The organism is Pseudomonas sp. LS_2 (genome assembly GCF_042709235.1).
Taxonomy (GTDB): Bacteria; Pseudomonadota; Gammaproteobacteria; order Pseudomonadales; family Pseudomonadaceae; genus Aquipseudomonas.
The window spans coordinates 1-18,115 of the sequence record NZ_JAVAYC010000023.1; the positions used below are offsets into that span (position 1 = coordinate 1).

An 18,115-nucleotide genomic window follows, 5' to 3' on the forward strand; every position below is an offset into this window, starting at 1 on the left:
TCAAAGCGGGCTTTTTCTTTTTCGCGATTCACCGATTTGTCAGTAGTGCACAGCTAGACTCAGCTCAGGCCAGCCATTGCCGATGTGCTTTTTCGTCCGGATCAGCCGTCGCACTGATGGCTTCGAGCGTTGTCATAGCTTTATCGCGCAAGCGCTTGTTCCAGCCAAAAATTTAAGCGATCTGACCGCCCAGGCAGTGTATGATTGCGCCCGTCAGCCCCGCCGGGGCTTGTGGAAAACCACCATGGACTTACCCAGTAGTTACTCGCTAATACGCTTCATACAGCCAGATTGATTCTCCCGGCGTGCTCCACTGCTGGGGGTGGAGTTCGCCTATGACCGAAGTAGAAGTAAAGAAAGCTCAGGAAAGCCTGCAGGATCGCCTTGCCCAGGTGATCGAGCTGCTGCAGCGCCAACGCCTGGTGGAAGACCTGACGCACCGTCAGGAGGGCTACCACAACGACCTGGTGGAAAACCTGGTCCACCGGCAGAACCTCGTCGAATTGCAACGCAAGCTCGACGACCTGCACCCCGCCGACATCGCCTACATCCTTGAAGCCTTGCCGCTGGAAGATCGCCTTTCGGTCTGGCAGCTGGTGCGCTCGGACCGTGACGGCGACATCCTGCTCGAAGTTTCCGACGCGGTACGCCAGACGCTGATCGCCGACATGGACGACCACGAGCTGCTCGCCGCCGCCAAGGAAATGGACGCCGACGAGCTGGCCGACCTGGCGCCGGAACTGCCCCGCGACGTTGTCCATGAGTTGATGGAAAGCCTTGACGCCCAGCAGCGCGAGCGCGTGCGCTCGGCGTTGAGCTACGACGAAGACCAGGTCGGTGCGCTGATGGACTTCGAGATGGTGACCATCCGCGAGGACGTCAGCCTGGAAGTGGTGCTGCGCTACCTGCGTCGTCTCAAGGAGCTGCCGAACCATACCGACAAGCTGTTCGTGGTCGATTACGACGGCATACTCAAGGGCGTGCTGCCGATCAAGCGTTTGCTGGTCAACGACCCCGAGAAGAAAGTGGCCGATGTCATGGCTACCGACCCTGTCAGTTTCCACCCGGATGAAGATGGCTACGATGCGGCGCAGGCGTTCGAGCGTTATGACCTGGTTTCCGCGCCGGTGGTGGACAAGGACGCACGCCTGATTGGCCGTCTGACCATCGACGAGATGGTCGACCTGATCCGTGAGGAAAGCGAGACCGAAGTGCTCAACATGGCCGGTCTGCGCGAAGAGGAAGACATCTTTGCCTCGGTCTGGCGTTCGCTGCGCAACCGTTGGGCCTGGCTTGCGATCAACTTGATCACTGCCTTCGTCGCCTCGCGGGTGATTGGCCTGTTCGAAGGCTCCATCGAGAAGCTGGTAGCCCTGGCGGCCTTGATGCCGATCGTGGCGGGCATCGGTGGCAACTCGGGCAACCAGACCATTACCATGATCGTACGGGCCATGGCGCTGGATCAGGTCAGTCCCGGCAATACCTCGCGTTTGATGCGCAAGGAGCTGGCCGTAGCCTTGATCAACGGTCTGCTGTGGGGTGGGGTAATCGGTGTGGTCGCCTACCTGCTCTACGGCAGCTGGTCACTTGGCGTGGTGATGACTGCTGCAATGACCCTGAACCTGTTGCTTGCAGCGTTGATGGGGGTGCTGATTCCGATGACGCTGGCGCGTATGGGGCGAGACCCGGCAATGGGTGCCAGTGTCATGATCACGGCCATGACCGACAGCGGCGGGTTCTTCATTTTCCTCGGCCTAGCGACAATCTTTCTGCTCTGAGGGTTTCCACGGGCACAAAAAAAGCCAGCGTCAGCTGGCTTTTTCATGGGCCTGTGAAACCTCAGGAGGCGTCGGCAGCCATTTCCACATCGTGAGCGATGAGGGCCACCAGCGCGTTCTGCTGGCGGTGGGTAAGCTGGCGGAAGCGTTGCAGCAGCTCGCGTTCATGCAGGGAGAGTTCAGGGCTGTCCAGGCGCATGCTCAACTCGTCGCCCAGTGCACCTTCCTGGATAAGGCTTTGCTCCAGGCGGGCAATGATCTCGGAGTTCATGCTGCGGTGATGGTTGCGCGCTACCTCGGCAATGCGCTCACGCATCCCGTCTGGCAGGCGGACGACGAACTTGTCAGCGGTGCGGCTCGAATAGATAGCCTGTTTCATTGGGCGCATATAAATTGACCGGTTGTACTGGTTCAGGGGAAGCGGTTCTCAAATTGGCCGCACGGTGAAGGCTACGACCGTGGCGACGACAAAATGTTCAACCGTGATGTGATTTTGGGTGCTCATCTTGCCTCAAGGTCGCCGTTTCCTTGGCGTCAAATCTGTGACAAATAGTGAGCCGGATAAAGGCTTTTTGCCAGTACCAATTATCAGAAATGAGCACTGGTTTGAAAAGTTTTACTCTTTCCGCTTCACCCGACCGCCAGTTCTTTGCCGTCAAAATCTGGTAAATGACGACAAAGGCTAGGGAAAAACACCGGAATTGGCAGGTTCCCTATCACTGAGCATAGTGGCTATGCAATATGACGCAAGCGATGGCCGACGTCGGTCAGGCTCCTGGTATTTCTGATTTGACCTACGTATCCGGAAAAAGATTCCCCGCCAGGTGGCGGCTGTGCAGTTGGGGGCGAAGCTGTGCGAATCGCTTGAAGGTTCATCGCCAGGCCAGTGCTGACGATCGACGTGGAAGGGATTTGCTGAAAAGGATTACACGCAAAAGGCCGATCCAGGCATGACAAACGGCTAAACGCTGGTTAACATGCTCGCCGCCGCGACGCAGTATTCCAAGCCGTTGATACTGCGTAGAATCCCGGCCTTGACGTCCCCTTAGTTCAACGGATAGAACAAGCCCCTCCTAAGGGCTAGATGCTGGTTCGATTCCAGCAGGGGACACATGCCTTCCCGTTATCTCCTTCCCCAGCAAGCCCCGAGGCGCCCGGTGTCGTACCGGACCCCCCAGGTCATGCCGATCAGGCTGCCAGTTCTTCCTGCTTTTCCTTCTCCTGCGTGGCTTGCGCCGGGTCGCTGACCCCTGACGGACGGCTCGCCTGGGCAGTGGCCTCGGCCTGCTGGACCTTGGCTTGGGTCTTCGCCTCGATCTCATCCTTCATGCGCTGGGCAATCTGCCGGTCGATGGCTGCCCGTTGCTCCGGTGGCAGCGCGTTGTACTCTTCTTCGGTCAGTCCCGCTTGCGCGAGCATCTTTTCCTTGATCATCTCCTCGGGGGTCTTGTTCATGAGCTCGCGGAACGCTTCGGTGGCGCTGCCCGCAGGCACGTTCGAAGTGCTTGCGCCAGCGGCCTGGCGGGCCGCGACGTCCGGGTTCTGCAGTAGCACCTTGAGCTTGGCGAAGGCTTCCTGGCGGGCGTCTTCGGCTTGCTGTTGCGAGGTGCTGCCCTGGCTGTTCTGCTCACCAGAGGTCTTGCCGGTCGCCAGGGGTAAGCGGAATTGCATGAGCTCGGTCAATGCCTGCTCGTTGCCAGCACGTAGTGGCTGCTGAATGGCGTTCTGCCAGCTCAGGCCCATGATACTCAGCATGTCGTGTTCTCCTTGAAAGTTGTGCAGCGCTGGCAGCAGCGCAAAACCTGTGCCATTGGCGCAACGCCACGTAAAGCAAGGGGTTGCGGCTATTCTTGGCGATTGTTCGGGAGTATGTTTGCCAGCGAGGGGAACCTGCTTGCCGCCAGCGGCAAAGGTTTCGACGGCGCGGCAGTTTCAGGGCGCGGTGGCAGGGCTGCGGGGGAGCGTCCATGGGTGAGCAGGACAAGCCGGTACCGGCCGGTTTCAGCGATCAGCAGCTGCATACGTTGTTCGAGTTGGTCAGCGATGGCATCTGGGATTGGAATGCCAACACCGGCTACGTCTATCGCAACCCCGGTTGGTACGAGATGCTCGGCTACCCGCCCCATTGCATGGCCAATAACGTGCTGACCTGGGAGAGCGTCATCCACCCGGAGGACCTGGCGCGGGTGATGGCGCATTTCGAGGCGTATATCAACCGGCGTAACGAGCGCTACCGCATCGAGTACCGTTGCCGCTGCCGGGATGGCAGCTACCTCTGGGTCGAGGACAGCGGCCATGTCATCGCGCGCAACGAAGATGGCTCGGTGGCGCGCATGCTTGGCGCCCATCGCAACATCGATGCCGGCAAGCGCCTGGTGGCCGAGCTGCAGCAGAAGAACCTGTCGCTGGAGGCCCAGGTAGCCGAACGTACCCGTGAGTTGTCGTGGGTCAATCAGCAATTGCAGCGCCAGCTCGATGAGAACCGCGAGCTGGCTGAGCGCGATGCCTTGACGCGAATGGCCAATCGCTATCGCCTGGAAAAGACCTTGCAGCAGGAATGCGAACGCGCACGGCGCTATCGCCTGCCGTTCGCACTGATCGCCATGGACCTGGACGATTTCAAACCGATCAACGACTGCCATGGCCATGCCCGGGGCGATGCAGCGCTGATCGAGGTCGCCGACCGTATCCGTGCCTGCCTGCGGGCCCAGGATTTACCAGTACGCTGGGGTGGCGACGAATTCGCCGTGGTGTTGCCTGGCACGGTGCTGGCCGAGGCCTTGCAGGTCGCCGAAGCCATCAGCCGGAACATGGCGGGGTTTGCGCCGACAGGCAAATGTCGGCTGACCATGAGCTACGGGGTTGTGCAGTGGCAGGAAGGCGACGACCCGGTCGGCCTGCTGGCGCGGGCCGATCAGGCGCTGTACCGGGCCAAGGCGGCCGGCAAGAATGTGATCGCGCAGTGATTGTCAGGCGTTGAAACCTGCATCCACGGTGACCACCGACCCCGTCATGAAATGCGCGGCGGGGCTGGCAAGATAGGTCACGGCAGCGCCGATATCGGCAGGTGTGCCGTACTTGCCCAGCGAGGTGAGCCGACGGTTGGGTTCGGCCCACTCACCATCAGCCGGGTTCTGGTCGGTGTCGATCGGTCCGGGCTGCACCAGGTTGACGGTGATGCCTTGCGGCCCGAGCTCCCGGGCAAGCCCGCGGTTGAATGCCAGCAGCGCCGACTTGGACATCGAGTACACGGTCAAGTTGGGATAGGGCACCCGTTCGGCCAGGCACGAGCCGATGGTGATGATCCGCCCACCCTGTTTGAGGTGGGGAATCGCGGCTTGTGCCGCCAATGCCGCAGCGCGGGAATTCACGCTCAGCAGCGCATCGATGTCTTCAAAGCTCATCTGCGCCAGGGGGCCGGAGCGGGCGATACCTACGTTGTTGACCAGTATGTCGAGCCCGCCGAGGCGCTTTACCGTTTCCTCGACCGAGCGCCGTATGGCCGCCGGGTCGGCGCTGTCGGCCTGGACGGCAAAGCCACGACGGCCCGTGGCCTCGATCGCTTTCACCACTTCGCCGGCCCGGTCGGGCGAGCGCCAATAGGTGATGACCACATCCGCGCCCTTGGCCGCCAGTGCCAAGGCGATACCGGCGCCGATACCTCGCGAGGCACCGGTGACCAGGGCGCGTTTGCCCCGCAATTCCAGGGTTGGCTTTTCGCCTTGGCCTCCTGCGCTGGCGTTGACCTGCGCTGCTGCGGTCAGCGAAGAGGCTGCTGCGGCGGCAAGGCCGGTGGCGGCAGCGGCCAGGACATGACGGCGGGTAGTTCCAGATGGCAACTCAGGGCTCATGGTGGCGTTCCTCGAACGATGTGGCGTGGTGGGGGGGGCGGTTCAGCTCAAGCGAGGTTGGTCTGGCGCTGGCCGGTAACGGCGGCGCGCTCGACAGCCGCGACCAGGCGGCTGTTGTGCAGCGCATGGGCGAAGCCCGGCGTTAGGTAGGTACCGGCCAGCAGGTCACGTGCAAGCGAGGCGTACACCTCGCCCACGTTGATCGAGGCGCCGCTCCAGAACTCGGCAGCGGTTGGCCCGACGCCATTGGCAACGGGCGCCTGCGGGGCGGGAAAGTCGATGTTGGAGGAAAGCTCCAGGTCGCCGACCTGCACGCCCGCCAGGTGGTTGCCGGTCAACTTCAGCCAGCCCTTGGTGCCGCGCACGTGCAAGCGGAAATGCGCATCGCCGGCGGGTACGTTGGCCAGCACCTGGACGCTCACCGATGCACCGCTGGTAGTCTTGGCGATCATGTCCAGGTGGTCGGGAATCTCGCGCACGGACATTGCACCCGTGTCGACGATCTCGATTTCGGGCCAGAGCAGCTCCGTACGTGCATCGACTTCGGTGATGTTGCCCAGCACCGCCTCGATCACGTCCAGCACATGGCCGGTGGTGATCGTCAGGAAGCTGGCACCCGAGGCGGCCTTGTTGAAGTAGTCGTAGGCCTGGATGGCCTGTGGCCCATACGCGATGGTAGTGGCGCTGATCCGCGCCGAGAGGATTCGTCCCAGCTTGCCCGAGGCGACCAGCTCCGCTGCACGGCGAACCGACGGGTTGTGCCGCCCCTGCAAGCCGATCGCGGTATGCAGCGAGCCCGTCGCCCGGGCCATTTCTTCGGTCTCCGCCAGGCTCGCGCCCAACGGCGCCTCGCAGTACACCGCTTTGCCCGCTGCCAGTGCCGACAGCACCAGCGCCTTGTGGGCCGGGACCTTCACCGCGATGGTGACGATATCGATGCTGTCGTCGCTGATCAGCGCATAGGGGTCGGCGAACCAGCGTTCAGCGCCAAACGCTGCGGCGGCCGCCTTGGCGCTTTCTTCTCGCCGGGTGGCTACCGCAGCCAGCTGCAGCGAAGGTTGCGAGTACAGGGCGGGGACGTGGGAGGCGCCTGCCCAGCTTGCCTGGGTGTCAGCGCCGATGATTCCGACCTTGAAGGTTCTTTGCGTCATTTCCAGGCTCCTGGGACTGGCTGCGGGTGTGGGGCCAGCATAGGAAGTGCGCATGTTTGTCGGCTATGCAGTTTCAATCAGCGCCTGATGCACTTCTCTCAAGGCGCATCGAGCAGGCCCTTGAGCCGATCGCGCGTACTGTTGATAGGAAATGCATAGTGTTGGCGGGCGTTCAGTGGTGAAGTAGCCACACCTGGGTTTACCCTTCATCCCTTGAACCGGCCCCGTAACCGAGGACCTCGAGCCATGGTGACTCCAACATTCGCCGACCTTCAGCAGGCCATCGAGCGCCATGCACGGTATGACTACGTCACACCCATCGATGGGCTGAAGGTGGGCCGCACCGACCAGCCGTCGGAGGTTGGGCACTCCATCTACCAGCCCTCGTTCGGGGTGGTGGCGCGTGGGGTCAAGGAGTTGATGGTCGCGGAGGTCGCCTTTCGCTATGCAGCCGGGGAGTCGCTGGTGTGCGCCGCCGATGTGCCGGTGACCTCGCAGGTGACCGAGGCGAGCCCGTCGGCCTGCTACCTGGCGATCCACCTGGAGATCGACCCTGCGGTGGTCGCCGACCTGTTGCGCGAGCGTGCTGGCATGCGCCCCAAGGCCGATGCCACCTTCGTGGCCTGCAAGCACACCCTCGACCCGGAGCTGTACGACCCGCTCATCCGCTTGCTCGCCTTGCTGGACAAGCCCCGGGATATCGCGGTCATGGCACCGTTGATCCGCCGCGAGATCACCTGGAAGCTGCTTCAGACCGAACACGGGCCGCTGCTCAGCCAGCTGGCTTTCGCCACCGGACATGCCGCGCGGATCGGCCGGGCAACCGCGTGGATCCGGGAGCACTACATGCACATGCTGAACATTTCGGCGCTCGCCGACATGGCCAGCATGAGCGTTCCGAGTTTCCACCGGCATTTCAAGGCGGTCACCTCGATGTCGCCCCTGCAGTTCCAGAAGCGCGTACGCCTGCAAGAGGCGCGGCGCGGGCTGTCGAGTGCCGACAGTATTTCCTCGGTGGCCTATGGGGTGGGCTACGAAAGCATTTCGCAGTTCAACCGCGACTACCGCCGCCTGTTCAAGCTCACGCCCAGTGACGATGCCGCTACCCTGCGTGCGACCTTCAGTCGCGACATCGGGGCAGACCTGGAAACGGTTCTGGCTTGAAAAAAAAGACCCGCTGCGCCTGGTATCGCAGCGGGTCAAGTCGGCTATCGCCGCTCCAGTACCTGACTCAGATATGCAACGCGTGCCCCAGCGCACGCAGCGCCGCTTCCTGCACCGCTTCACCCAGTGTCGGGTGGGCGTGAATGGTGCCTGCCACGTCTTCGAGCCGTGCACCCATCTCCAGCGATTGGGCAAAGGCGCTGGACAGCTCGGAAACCGCCACGCCAACCGCCTGCCAGCCAAGAATCAGATGGTTGTCGCGGCGTGCCACTACGCGCACGAAACCGCTTTTCGACTCCAGGCTCATGGCCCGCCCGTTGGCCGCGAAGGGGAACTGCGCCACCAGGCAATCCACGCCTTGTTGGCCGGCCTGCTCGGGCGTTGCGCCGACCACCACGACCTCCGGGTCGGTAAAGCACACCGCGGCAATCGCCCTAGGTTCGAAGCGCCGCGTTTTGCCGGCGATCAGCTCGGCGACCATCTCGCCTTGTGCCATGGCGCGGTGCGCCAGCATGGGCTCACCGGCCACGTCACCAATCGCCCAGACGTTACGCATGCTGGTCTGGCAGCGTTCGTCGATGGCGATGGCGTGGCCATTCATCTTCAGCGCCAGGCTTTCCAGGCCGAAGCCCTGGGTACGTGGGCGACGGCCCACGGCTACCAGCACCTGGTCGGCTTCGAGTTGCAGCTGGCCGCCTTGGCTGTCGTCGGCCAGCAGCCTGCCGCCTTCATAGCCTGTGACGCTGTGGCCCAGGTGTACGGCAATGCCCAGTTTTTTCAGCGACTCGGCCACCGGTGCGGTCAGTTCGGCGTCATAGGTTGGCAGGATACGTTCGCGCGCTTCCACCACGCTGACCTGGGCGCCAAGCTTGCGGTAGGCGATACCCAGTTCCAGGCCGATGTAGCCGCCGCCGACCACCACCAGATGCTTGGGTAGCGCCTTGGGAGCCAGGGCCTCGGTGGAGGAAATCACCGCGCCGCCCAGCGGCAGCATCGGCAGGTCGACGCTGTTGGAGCCGGTGGCCAGCAGCAGGTGCTCGCACTGGATGCGCTGGCCATCGACCTCGACATTCTTGCCGTCAAGTATCTTCGCCCAGCCATGGATCACCTTCACGCCATGTTTCTTCAGCAGCGCCGCAACGCCTGTGGTCAGGCGGTCGACGATGCCGTCCTTCCACTGGACGCTGCGGCCGATGTCCAGGCGCGGCGCCTCGACGCTGATGCCCAGCGGCGAGTCGCTGGTGTAGCGGCTGGCCTGGTGAAACTGTTCGGCCACGTGGATCAGCGCCTTGGAGGGGATGCAGCCGATGTTCAGGCAGGTCCCGCCCAGTGCCTGGCCTTCGACCAGCACGGTGGGAATGCCCAGTTGTCCGGCGCGGATGGCCGCCACGTAGCCGCCAGGGCCGCCGCCGATGATCAGCAGGGTCGTATCGAGGATCTGTTGCATGCTCACTCCACGAACAGGCAGGCGGGCTGTTCCAGCAGGCCGCGCACGGCCTGGATGAACAGGGCTGCGTCCATGCCATCGACCACCCGGTGGTCGAAGGAGCTGGACAGGTTCATCATCTTGCGCACGACAATCTGGCCGTCGACCACCATGGGCCGCTCGACCATGCGGTTGACGCCGACGATCGCCACTTCCGGGGTGTTGACCACCGGCGTGCTGACGATACCGCCCAGCGCGCCGAGGCTGGTCAGGGTGATGGTCGAGCCACTCAATTCCTCGCGGCTGGCCTTGTTGTTGCGTGCAGCGTGGGCCACGCGGGCGATCTCGCTGGCATTGCCCCACAGGCTGCCGGCTTCGGCATGGCGCAACACCGGCACCATCAGGCCGTGGTCGCCCTGGGTGGCAATGCCCACGTGCACCGCGCCGTGGCGGGTGATGACCTGGGCTTCGTCGTCGTAGGTAGCGTTGATCTGCGGGAAGTCCCGTAGCGCCACCACCATGGCACGCACCAGGAACGGCAACAGGGTGAGCTTGCCGCGTGCCTCGCCATGCTTGGCGTTGAGCTGCTGACGCAGGGCTTCGAGGTTGGTCACGTCGATTTCCTCGACGTAGCTGAAGTGCGCGACCCGACGCTTGGCGTCCTGCATGCGCTGGGCGATCTTGCGGCGCAGGCCGATCACTTGCACCTGTTCGCTGTCGGTACGCTTGGCGTAGCCGCCTGGCGCTTGTCCTGCGTGGGTCTGCGGCTTGCTGATGAAGGCGTCGAGGTCTTCATGCAGGATGCGCCCGGCCGGGCCGCTGCCGTGCACGTAGCGCAGTTCGATGCCGGCATCCAGGGCACGCTTGCGCACGGCGGGGGAGGCCAGCGGCTTGTCCTGGGCCTCGCGCGGCACGATGGGCGCGGCCTCGCGAGTGACAGCCGGTTGCACGGCCTGGGGTTGTGCTTCAAGCCGTGGCGTGGGGGCTGTCGCTACCGGCGTGGCCGGCGCCTGCGTGGCCTTGGTCTGCGGCGTGTCGACATGGTTGCCGCTGCCTTGCACCTCGATGCGGATCAGCTCGCTGCCCACCGCCATCACTTCACCGGGCTGCCCGCCCAGCGCCAGTACCTTGCCGCTGACCGGCGAGGGAATTTCCACGGTGGCCTTGTCGGTCATGACATCGGCCACCACCTGGTCCTCGGCGATCACATCGCCGACTTTCACGAACCATTCCACCAACTCGACCTGCGCGATGCCTTCGCCGATGTCCGGCATCTTGATGACGTGCGTGCCCATTCAGACCTCCATGACCCGTTTCAATGCCGCACCTACCCGCGAAGGGCCTGGGAAATAAGCCCATTCCTGTGCGTGGGGGTAGGGGGTGTCCCAGCCAGTGACGCGCTCGATGGGCGCTTCGAGGTGATGGAAGCAATGCTCCTGCACCAGCGACACCAGTTCTGCGCCGAAGCCACAGGTACGGGTAGCCTCGTGGACCACCACACAGCGGCCGGTCTTCTTCACCGAGGCGACGATGGTGTCCAGGTCCAGCGGCCAGAGGCTGCGCAGGTCGATGACCTCGGCGTCGACGCCGGTTTCCTCGGCAGCCACCTGCGCCACGTAGACGGTGGTGCCATAGGTCAGCACGGTGACGTCGTTGCCGGGGCGGGTGATGGCCGCTTTGTCCAGCGGCACGGTGTAGTAGCCGTCCGGCACGGCGCTGTGCGGGTGCTTGGCCCACGGCGTTACCGGGCGGTCGTGGTGGCCGTCGAACGGGCCGTTGTACAGGCGCTTGGGCTCCAGGAAGATCACCGGGTCGTCGCATTCGATCGAGGCGATCAGCAGGCCCTTGGCGTCGTAGGGGTTCGAAGGCATGACAGTGCGCAGGCCGCATACCTGGGTGAACATCGCCTCGGGGCTCTGGCTGTGCGTCTGGCCGCCATAGATGCCGCCGCCGCATGGCATGCGCAGGGTCAGCGGCGAAATGAATTCGCCGGCCGAGCGGTAGCGCAGGCGCGCCATCTCCGAGACGATCTGGTCGGAGGCGGGGTAGAAGTAGTCGGCGAACTGGATTTCAACCACCGGGCGCAGGCCGTAGGCGCCCATGCCCACCGCAGTGCCGACGATGCCGCTTTCGGAGATCGGCGCGTCGAACACGCGCGACTTGCCGTATTTGTTCTGCAGGCCTTCGGTGCAACGGAACACGCCACCGAAGTAGCCCACGTCCTGACCGTAGATCACCACGTCTTCGTCGCGTTCGAGCATCACGTCCATGGCCGAGCGCAGCGCCTGGATCATGGTCATGGTGGTGGTGGACATGGCGGTTTCCGGGTTGATGCTGTTGTTATGGTCGTTCATCTCAGACCCCCAGTTCCTGGCGCTGACGGCGTAGGTGCTCAGGCATTTCCTTGTACACGTCCTCGAACATCGAGGCGGCGCTGGGGATATGGCCGTCGCTCAAGGTGCCGTACTGCTCGGCCTCCTTCTGCGCCTTGATGACTTCGGCTTCCAGCTCGGCGGTGACGGCCTGGTGCTCGTCCTCGCTCCAGTGGCCAGCCTTGACCAGGTGCTGCTTGAGGCGGGCGATCGGGTCGCCCAGCGGGAAGTGGCTCCAGTCGTCGGCGGGGCGGTACTTGGACGGGTCGTCCGAAGTGGAGTGCGGGCCTGCGCGGTAGGTGACCCACTCGATCAGCGTTGGGCCAAGGCCACGACGAGCGCGTTCGGCGGCCCAGCGCGAGGCGGCATAGACGGCGACGAAATCGTTGCCGTCGACCCGCAGCGAGGCGATGCCGCAGCCAACGCCACGGCCGGCGAAGGTGGTGGACTCACCACCGGCGATGGCCTGGAAGGTGGAGATCGCCCACTGGTTGTTGACCACGTTGAGGATCACCGGGGCGCGGTAGACATGGGCGAAGGTCAGGGCAGTGTGGAAGTCGGACTCAGCGGTGGCACCGTCGCCGATCCATGCCGAGGCGATCTTGGTATCGCCCTTGATCGCCGAGGCCATGGCCCAGCCGACCGCCTGCACGAACTGGGTCGCCAGGTTGCCGCTGATGGTGAAGAAACCGGCCTCGCGTACCGAGTACATGATCGGCAGCTGGCGGCCCTTGAGCGGGTCGCGGGTGTTGGACAGCAGTTGGCAGATCATCTCCACCAGCGACACGTCGCGGGCCATCAGGATGCTCTGCTGGCGATAGGTGGGAAAGCACATGTCGCTGCGGTTCAGCGCCAGCGCCTGTCCGGCGCCGATGGCTTCCTCGCCCAGGCTCTGCATGTAGAAGGACATCTTCTTCTGGCGCTGGGCAACCACCATGCGGCTGTCGAAGATACGTGTCTTGAGCATGGTGCGCAGGCCTTGGCGCAGCACTTGCGGGTCGATGTCCTCGGCCCAGGGGCCGAGTGCATCGCCGTGCTCGTCCAGCACGCGCACGAGGCTGCCGGAGAGGTCCGCAGTGTCGGCGGGCTCTACATCGATGGGGGGTTTGCGGACGGAACCTGCATCGTTCAGACGCAGGTAGGAGAAATCGGTCTGGCAGCCTGGCCGGCCTGTAGGCTCGGGCACATGCAAACGCAGGGGGGCGTACTCGTTCATGCTGTTTACGCTCGCTCGAATTTTGTTTTTGTGAGCTCTGAAGCGGTCGCCGCTGACTGCCGGCTTGTGACTGGCAGGTCAGCGTCCATTACATCTTAGAGGGACGGCAGGAGAATTTTTCTCTCAAGTTGGTTGCCTTTGCCGTTCGGGGGAGATAAACATTCTTTATAAACACAAGAAACCGGTGAATTTGTCTCATGCGCAAACTTGATCGTACGGATATCGGCATCCTCAACAGCCTGCAGGAAAACGCCCGCATCACCAATGCCGAGCTTGCGCGTTCGGTGAACCTGTCGCCCACGCCGTGCTTCAACCGGGTCAAGGCCATGGAAGAGCTGGGGGTGATTCGCCAGCAGGTGACGCTGCTGTCGCCGGAGGTGCTGGGGTTGGATGTGAATGTGTTCATCCATGTGAGCCTGGAGAAGCAGGTAGAACAGTCGCTGCACCGCTTCGAGGAGGAAATCGCCGAACGCCCTGAGGTGATGGAGTGCTACCTGATGACCGGCGACCCGGACTACCTGCTGCGCGTATTGCTGCCGAGCATCCAGGCGCTGGAGCGCTTCCTCGACTACCTGACGCGCCTGCCGGGGGTAGCCAACATCCGTTCGAGCTTTGCGCTCAAGCAGGTACGCTACAAGACTGCGTTGCCGTTGCCGGCCAATGGCATGACCTTGCGCGAGTGAGTGCGCGGCGTCTGCTTCGCGGGCAAGCCCGCTCTTACAACTAATGCGTGTTTTCAACCAAGCGCGGGTCCCTGTAGCGGCGGGCTTGCCCGCGAACATCGATGAAGCCGGTGGCATACAGCGACGCCCTACAGTGTGCTTGATATTTTAAACACCCCCGGCCTATGTTGTTCCCGTCGCCATCCACGGCACGTTTACAACCACAAGGACCAGTGTCATGAGCATCCAGCGCCTGACGGGCATCGACGAAGTCGAATGCATTACCCCGGACCTCAACGGTGTGCCACGCGGCAAGGTAATGACCGGCGAAGGCTTTCTCGAAGGTCGCCGCTTGCAGATGGCGCGCGGGGTCTTGCTGCAATGCGTCATGGGCGGCTACCCGCCGGCGAAGTTCTACGGCAGCGACGATGGCGACCTGGCGCTGGTCGCCGACCCTGCGCAAACCCACGTGTTGCCCTGGAGCGAAACGCCACGGGCGCTGGCGATCTGCGATGCGGTGGAGCTCGATGGCAGGCCGTCGGGGCTCTCGACCCGTGGGCTGCTCAAGGCAGTGATCGCCCGTTATGCCGCCCAGGGCCTGGCGCCGGTAGTCGCCACGGAGCTCGAGTTCTTCATCTTCGCCGCCAACCCCGACCCCACCCAGCCGTTCCAGCCACCGGTTGGCCTGGACGGGCGCCGCGAGATGGGCCATTCGGCTTTCAGCGTCAGTTCCAACAATGGCCTGAGACCGTTCTTCACCGAAGTCTATCGGTGCATGGCTGCATTGGGCCTGCCGCGCGACACCTTCATGCATGAAATGGGCGTCAGCCAGTTCGAGATCAACCTGTTGCACGGGGACCCACTGCTGCTGGCCGACCAGACCTTCCTGTTCAAGCACCTGCTCAAGGAAGTGGCACTCAAGCACGGCTTGACCGTGGTGTGCATGGCCAAGCCGCTGGCCCGCACGCCCGGCAGCTCGATGCACATCCACCAGAGCCTGGTGGAGGCCGCCAGTGGACGCAATGTGTTCAGCGACGAGCAGGGAAGGGCCACCGATACCTTCCATCATTTCATTGCAGGATTGCAGGCGTGCATGGCCGACTTCACCGCGCTGTTCGCCCCCAACGTCAATTCCTACCAGCGGCTATGCCACCCCTACGCCTCGCCGAACAACGCCTGCTGGTCCGAAGACAACCGTGCGGCGGGTCTGCGCATTCCAGCCAGCTCGCCGGTGGCCCGGCGCGTGGAGAACCGCCTGCCGGGCGCCGACGCCAACCCGTACCTGGCCATTGCCGCCAGCCTGGCTGCCGGCTTGCATGGCATCGAGCAGCGCCTGCAGCCGACGCTGCCGATCCAGGGCGAGTTCAGCGTGCCCGAGCACTTGAGCCTGCCGTGCACCTTGCATGCGGCGTTGGAGCGCCTGAAACGCAGCGTGCTGGCGCGGGAACTGTTCGGCGCCGAATTCATCGAAGGCTACGTCGCGACCAAGACGCTGGAGTTGAGCGACTTCTTCGATGAGATCACCCCGTGGGAGCGGCGCGTGCTGGCCGCGCAGGCCTGATTGCGACAGGCGTTTGCCGCGCGCGCCATCGGTGGCGAATTTTCCTCGCCCAAGCGCCGCGCCCCGGAAATACCCCTTATGCTTGCTAGCACTGTCTACTAGCCCTGAACACCGCGGGGATGCATGCACCAGATCTGGAAGTCTTTTCGTTCGTTGTATTTCGCGGCGCTGATGATGTTGATCGGTTCCGGTCTGCTCAGTACCTACCTTGCCTTGCGCCTGGCTGCCGATCATGTCGACAGCCTGTGGGTGGGTGCGTTGATGGCGGCCAACTATTTCGGCCTTGCGGTGGGCGGCAAGGTCGGCCACCGGTTGATTGCCCGCGTCGGGCATATTCGCGCCTACGCCACCTGTGCAGGTATCGTCGGTGCAGCGGTGCTGGGCCATGGCATGACCAGCTACCTGCCAGCCTGGGTCGGGCTGCGGATGATCGTCGGCCTGGGGATGATGTGCCAGTACATGGTCATCGAAAGCTGGCTCAATGAGCAGGCCGATGCCAAGCAGCGCGGCGCGGTGTTCAGTGGCTACATGATCGCCTCGTACCTGGGGCTGGTGCTCGGCCAGCTGATCCTGGTGGTGCACCCGCAGCTTGGCCCGGAACTGCTGATGCTGGTGGCCATGTGCTTCGCCTTGTGCCTGGTGCCGGTGGCGATGACTCGGCGCATCCACCCGGCGCCATTGCGCCCGGCACCGATGGAGCCAAAGTTCTTCATCAAGCGCGTACCGCAGTCGTTGAGTACGGTGCTGGGTGCGGGGTTGATCGTCGGCTCCTTTTACGGCCTGGCGCCGTTGTATGCGGCCCGGCAGGGGCTGAGCACCGAGCAGGTCGGTCTGTTCATGGGCTGCTGTATTTTCGCAGGGCTTCTGGTGCAGTGGCCGTTGGGCTGGTTGTCCGACCGCTACGACCGCGCGGTGCTGATTCGCGGGGCTGCTGGCGGCTTGGCGCTGGTGTCGTTGCCGCTGGCGCTGCTGCCGAGCGTGCCACTTGAGGTGCTGTTCGCGGTGGGGTTCGTGGTGTCGCTGTTGCAGTTCTGCCTGTATCCACTGGCGGTGGCGTTCTCCAACGACCACGTGGAAAGCGAGCGGCGGGTGTCGCTGACGGCGATGCTGCTGGTGACCTATGGCGTGGGGGCCAGCGTCGGGCCGCTGGTGGCGGGTGTGTTGATGAAAGTCCTCGGCGCGCAGATGCTGTACGCATTCTTCACCTTCTTCGCCCTGGTACTGGTATGGCGTATCCGGCCCAAGGCGGTCACCGGCTTGCACCAGGTGCAGGATGCACCGCTGCACCACGTGGCGATGCCGGCGGCGGGCTCGCCGTTGTCAGCGGCACTGGACCCGCGGGTCGACGAGCAGACCGTTCAGGATGTGATGCAGGCGCCGGTGGCGGCTGAGGATACCGAGGCTGAAGAAGAGCAAGGTGCGAAGGCCGGGGAAGAAGCCAGGCCGCAGGCCGACGTCGACAAGTCGGTTTGAGTTGAGCCATTACCGGCCTCTTCGCGGGTAATGCGCCGCGCCTGAGAACAGCGGCAACTGGTGGCAGCGGGCTTGCCCGCGAAAGGGCCGTCACCGACACCGCGCACAAACGAAAACGCCACCGAATCGGTGGCGTTTTTCATGGCAGCACGACGATCAATAGTCGTCCTTGTCGAACCGCCGCGCTTCACGTTGCAGCTGGTACACGAAGCTCTCTATCTTGCGCTGGCTCTGGCCGGTCAGGTTGTGGAAACGCACCCCGGCGAAGGTGGTGTTGATGCGCTCTTCGAAATGCAGGTGGCGTAGCTCTACCATCACATCGGCCAGGCCCAGCGGGTTGCTGGCCTTGAAGCGCTCGTACACCTGGCCCAGTTGCAGGCGCTCCTCGACATTGCCCTCGAAACGCAGCTTGCAGCCGGTCGCGGAGATGTCCAGCAGCTTGCCGCGCAGTGCACCGCTACCCTTGAGGTGGGTGCCATCAAGCATGATGTCGACCAGTTGCGACAGCTTCAGCGCAGCGCGGAAGGCGTTGCGGCGCTGGTGGTAGGTCATTTCGGTCGGCAACGGGCCACGGTAACAGCGGTGGCCGTCGATCTCGGTGATGGTCAGGGCATGGTTGCATTCCCAGGCGATACGTACGCCGTCATGGAAGCCTTCAACACGGAAGGGCTCGCCGTTCTCGATGAATTTTTCGCCATCACGGGGAATCATCTCGTCCAGCGCAAGGATGTCCTTATCCTTGTCGGCGTGTACCACGTAGCTCTGGAACCGCTGGCTGCGCTCATGGAAGGTGATGATCAGCGGATCGTGGCTGTCCAGCAACTGGCGCAGGTTGGCCGCGATCTCCAAAGGCGTGGTCAACACCTTTGGTGGCTGAGGAGCATCGGTTTCATTGAACACGGGTTTTCAATCTCCAGGCAAAAACGACACACGCAAGTAATGGCATTCTGCCAGTAACTTCCGTGCCTTGAACAGGATTAATCACACCTGGCTGATGGCGCGGGGCTTGTCCATGGGCGCAGTGGCGCCACGGCTGTCGTAGAGCGACGGTGAATCACCGCCCATGAGAATCCTGATCTGGCTGGCTGTGGCGTGCTGCTGCACCTGAATGATCCGACCGTTGATCTGGTTGGTCTTCTGGCAGGCATCCATGAGCTGGGTGAGCACATCCAGTTGCTGCAGGATGAGGTCGCCGTTCGGCGATTGTGCGGCCACGGCCTGTACGCCGGCGCGATCCGCGGAGAAGCCGAGGCTGGTCAGGAGGTGGTTGCGGCGCAGGCCCTGCTGTTCGAGCAGCACGATAAGCGACTGCTTGCGTGCCAGGATGTTCTCCAGCAGCGGCATGTCGCGTCCGTGCAGGGCGACCGTTTCGTTCTGCAGCAACGCGAGTAATTCCTCGGTCGGTGCGATGTCGTCTTCGATCAGTTGCAGCAGGGTAATGTCGTGCATGGCTGGCTCTTG

16 protein-coding genes and 1 tRNA gene are annotated in these 18,115 nt (G+C 63.3%); 7 read left to right on the plus strand and 10 right to left on the minus strand.

Going from position 1 to position 18,115, the window contains the following annotated elements; translation table 11 throughout:
• Positions 1-335: 335 nt before the first annotated feature.
• A complete protein-coding gene (gene mgtE, locus RAC97_RS18790) occupies positions 336-1,778 on the plus strand; it encodes a magnesium transporter (RefSeq protein ID WP_375101050.1) in 1,443 nt (480 codons plus the stop codon).
• A gap of 61 nt (positions 1,779-1,839) precedes the next feature.
• Here the strand turns inward: mgtE and RAC97_RS18795 are convergent, their stop codons facing one another.
• Positions 1,840-2,166 (minus strand): Arc family DNA-binding protein, encoded by a 327-nt coding sequence (locus tag RAC97_RS18795; protein WP_029613963.1) that lies wholly within the window; start codon positions 2,164-2,166, stop codon positions 1,840-1,842.
• A gap of 651 nt (positions 2,167-2,817) precedes the next feature.
• Here RAC97_RS18795 and RAC97_RS18800 point away from each other — a divergent pair.
• Positions 2,818-2,889: transfer RNA gene (locus tag RAC97_RS18800), tRNA-Arg, on the plus strand.
• Positions 2,890-2,966: 77 nt separating this feature from the next.
• Here the strand turns inward: RAC97_RS18800 and RAC97_RS18805 are convergent.
• Positions 2,967-3,533 carry a hypothetical protein gene (locus tag RAC97_RS18805; protein ID WP_375101051.1) on the minus strand — a complete coding sequence of 189 codons (567 nt, stop codon included), beginning with the start codon at positions 3,531-3,533 and terminating at the stop codon, positions 2,967-2,969.
• A 212-nt stretch (positions 3,534-3,745) separates the two neighbouring features.
• Here RAC97_RS18805 and RAC97_RS18810 point away from each other — a divergent pair, with 212 nt between their 5' ends.
• Positions 3,746-4,744, plus strand: a complete 999-nt coding sequence (locus RAC97_RS18810) for a diguanylate cyclase domain-containing protein (RefSeq protein ID WP_375101052.1) — start codon at positions 3,746-3,748, stop codon at positions 4,742-4,744.
• A 3-nt stretch (positions 4,745-4,747) separates the two neighbouring features.
• Here RAC97_RS18810 and RAC97_RS18815 read toward each other — a convergent pair whose 3' ends face one another.
• Together RAC97_RS18815 and RAC97_RS18820 are read right to left on the minus strand one after the other, a co-directional pair.
• A complete protein-coding gene (locus RAC97_RS18815; RefSeq protein WP_375101053.1) occupies positions 4,748-5,629 on the minus strand; it encodes an SDR family NAD(P)-dependent oxidoreductase in 882 nt (293 codons plus the stop codon).
• A gap of 47 nt (positions 5,630-5,676) precedes the next feature.
• The gene (locus RAC97_RS18820; protein WP_375101054.1) at positions 5,677-6,780 is read right to left on the minus strand and encodes a Gfo/Idh/MocA family protein; all 1,104 of its coding nucleotides are present in this window, start codon (positions 6,778-6,780) and stop codon (positions 5,677-5,679) included.
• 246 nt (positions 6,781-7,026) lie between these two features.
• Between RAC97_RS18820 and RAC97_RS18825 the strand changes: the two genes are divergently transcribed.
• Positions 7,027-7,944, plus strand: a complete 918-nt coding sequence (locus RAC97_RS18825; RefSeq protein WP_375101055.1) for an AraC family transcriptional regulator N-terminal domain-containing protein — start codon at positions 7,027-7,029, stop codon at positions 7,942-7,944.
• Between the two features lie 67 nt (positions 7,945-8,011).
• Here the strand turns inward: RAC97_RS18825 and lpdA are convergent, their stop codons facing one another.
• From lpdA to RAC97_RS18845, 4 genes are read right to left on the minus strand one after another with little or no spacing between them, the layout of a single operon-like run.
• Positions 8,012-9,391, minus strand: a complete 1,380-nt coding sequence (gene lpdA / locus RAC97_RS18830; RefSeq protein ID WP_375101056.1) for a dihydrolipoyl dehydrogenase — start codon at positions 9,389-9,391, stop codon at positions 8,012-8,014.
• A gap of 2 nt (positions 9,392-9,393) precedes the next feature.
• The gene (locus RAC97_RS18835) at positions 9,394-10,665 is read right to left on the minus strand and encodes a dihydrolipoamide acetyltransferase family protein (protein ID WP_375101057.1); all 1,272 of its coding nucleotides are present in this window, start codon (positions 10,663-10,665) and stop codon (positions 9,394-9,396) included.
• Complete coding sequence (locus tag RAC97_RS18840) at positions 10,666-11,724, minus strand: alpha-ketoacid dehydrogenase subunit beta (protein WP_375101058.1); 1,059 nt, start codon at positions 11,722-11,724, stop codon at positions 10,666-10,668. It abuts the gene before it with no gap.
• Position 11,725: 1 nt separating this feature from the next.
• Positions 11,726-12,958, minus strand: coding sequence for a 3-methyl-2-oxobutanoate dehydrogenase (2-methylpropanoyl-transferring) subunit alpha (locus RAC97_RS18845; RefSeq protein WP_375101059.1), 1,233 nt, complete (start codon positions 12,956-12,958; stop codon positions 11,726-11,728).
• Positions 12,959-13,155: 197 nt separating this feature from the next.
• Between RAC97_RS18845 and bkdR the strand changes: the two genes are divergently transcribed.
• The 3 genes from bkdR (at position 13,156) to RAC97_RS18860 (ending at position 16,654) form a co-directional block, all read left to right on the plus strand.
• The gene (gene bkdR / locus RAC97_RS18850; protein ID WP_054891915.1) at positions 13,156-13,641 is read left to right on the plus strand and encodes a Bkd operon transcriptional regulator BkdR; all 486 of its coding nucleotides are present in this window, start codon (positions 13,156-13,158) and stop codon (positions 13,639-13,641) included.
• A 298-nt stretch (positions 13,642-13,939) separates the two neighbouring features.
• On the plus strand, positions 13,940-15,181 hold the full coding sequence (locus RAC97_RS18855; RefSeq protein ID WP_375101114.1) for a glutamine synthetase family protein: 1,242 nt from the start codon (positions 13,940-13,942) through the stop codon (positions 15,179-15,181).
• A 123-nt stretch (positions 15,182-15,304) separates the two neighbouring features.
• Positions 15,305-16,654, plus strand: a complete 1,350-nt coding sequence (locus RAC97_RS18860; RefSeq protein WP_375101060.1) for an MFS transporter — start codon at positions 15,305-15,307, stop codon at positions 16,652-16,654.
• 156 nt (positions 16,655-16,810) lie between these two features.
• On the opposite strand, the gene RAC97_RS18865 is transcribed toward RAC97_RS18860, so the two are convergent.
• Together RAC97_RS18865 and RAC97_RS18870 are read right to left on the minus strand one after the other, a co-directional pair.
• Complete coding sequence (locus RAC97_RS18865) at positions 16,811-17,554, minus strand: flagellar brake protein (protein ID WP_375101061.1); 744 nt, start codon at positions 17,552-17,554, stop codon at positions 16,811-16,813.
• Positions 17,555-17,635: 81 nt separating this feature from the next.
• A complete protein-coding gene (locus tag RAC97_RS18870; RefSeq protein WP_375101062.1) occupies positions 17,636-18,103 on the minus strand; it encodes a flagella synthesis protein FlgN in 468 nt (155 codons plus the stop codon).
• Positions 18,104-18,115 lie beyond the last annotated feature (12 nt).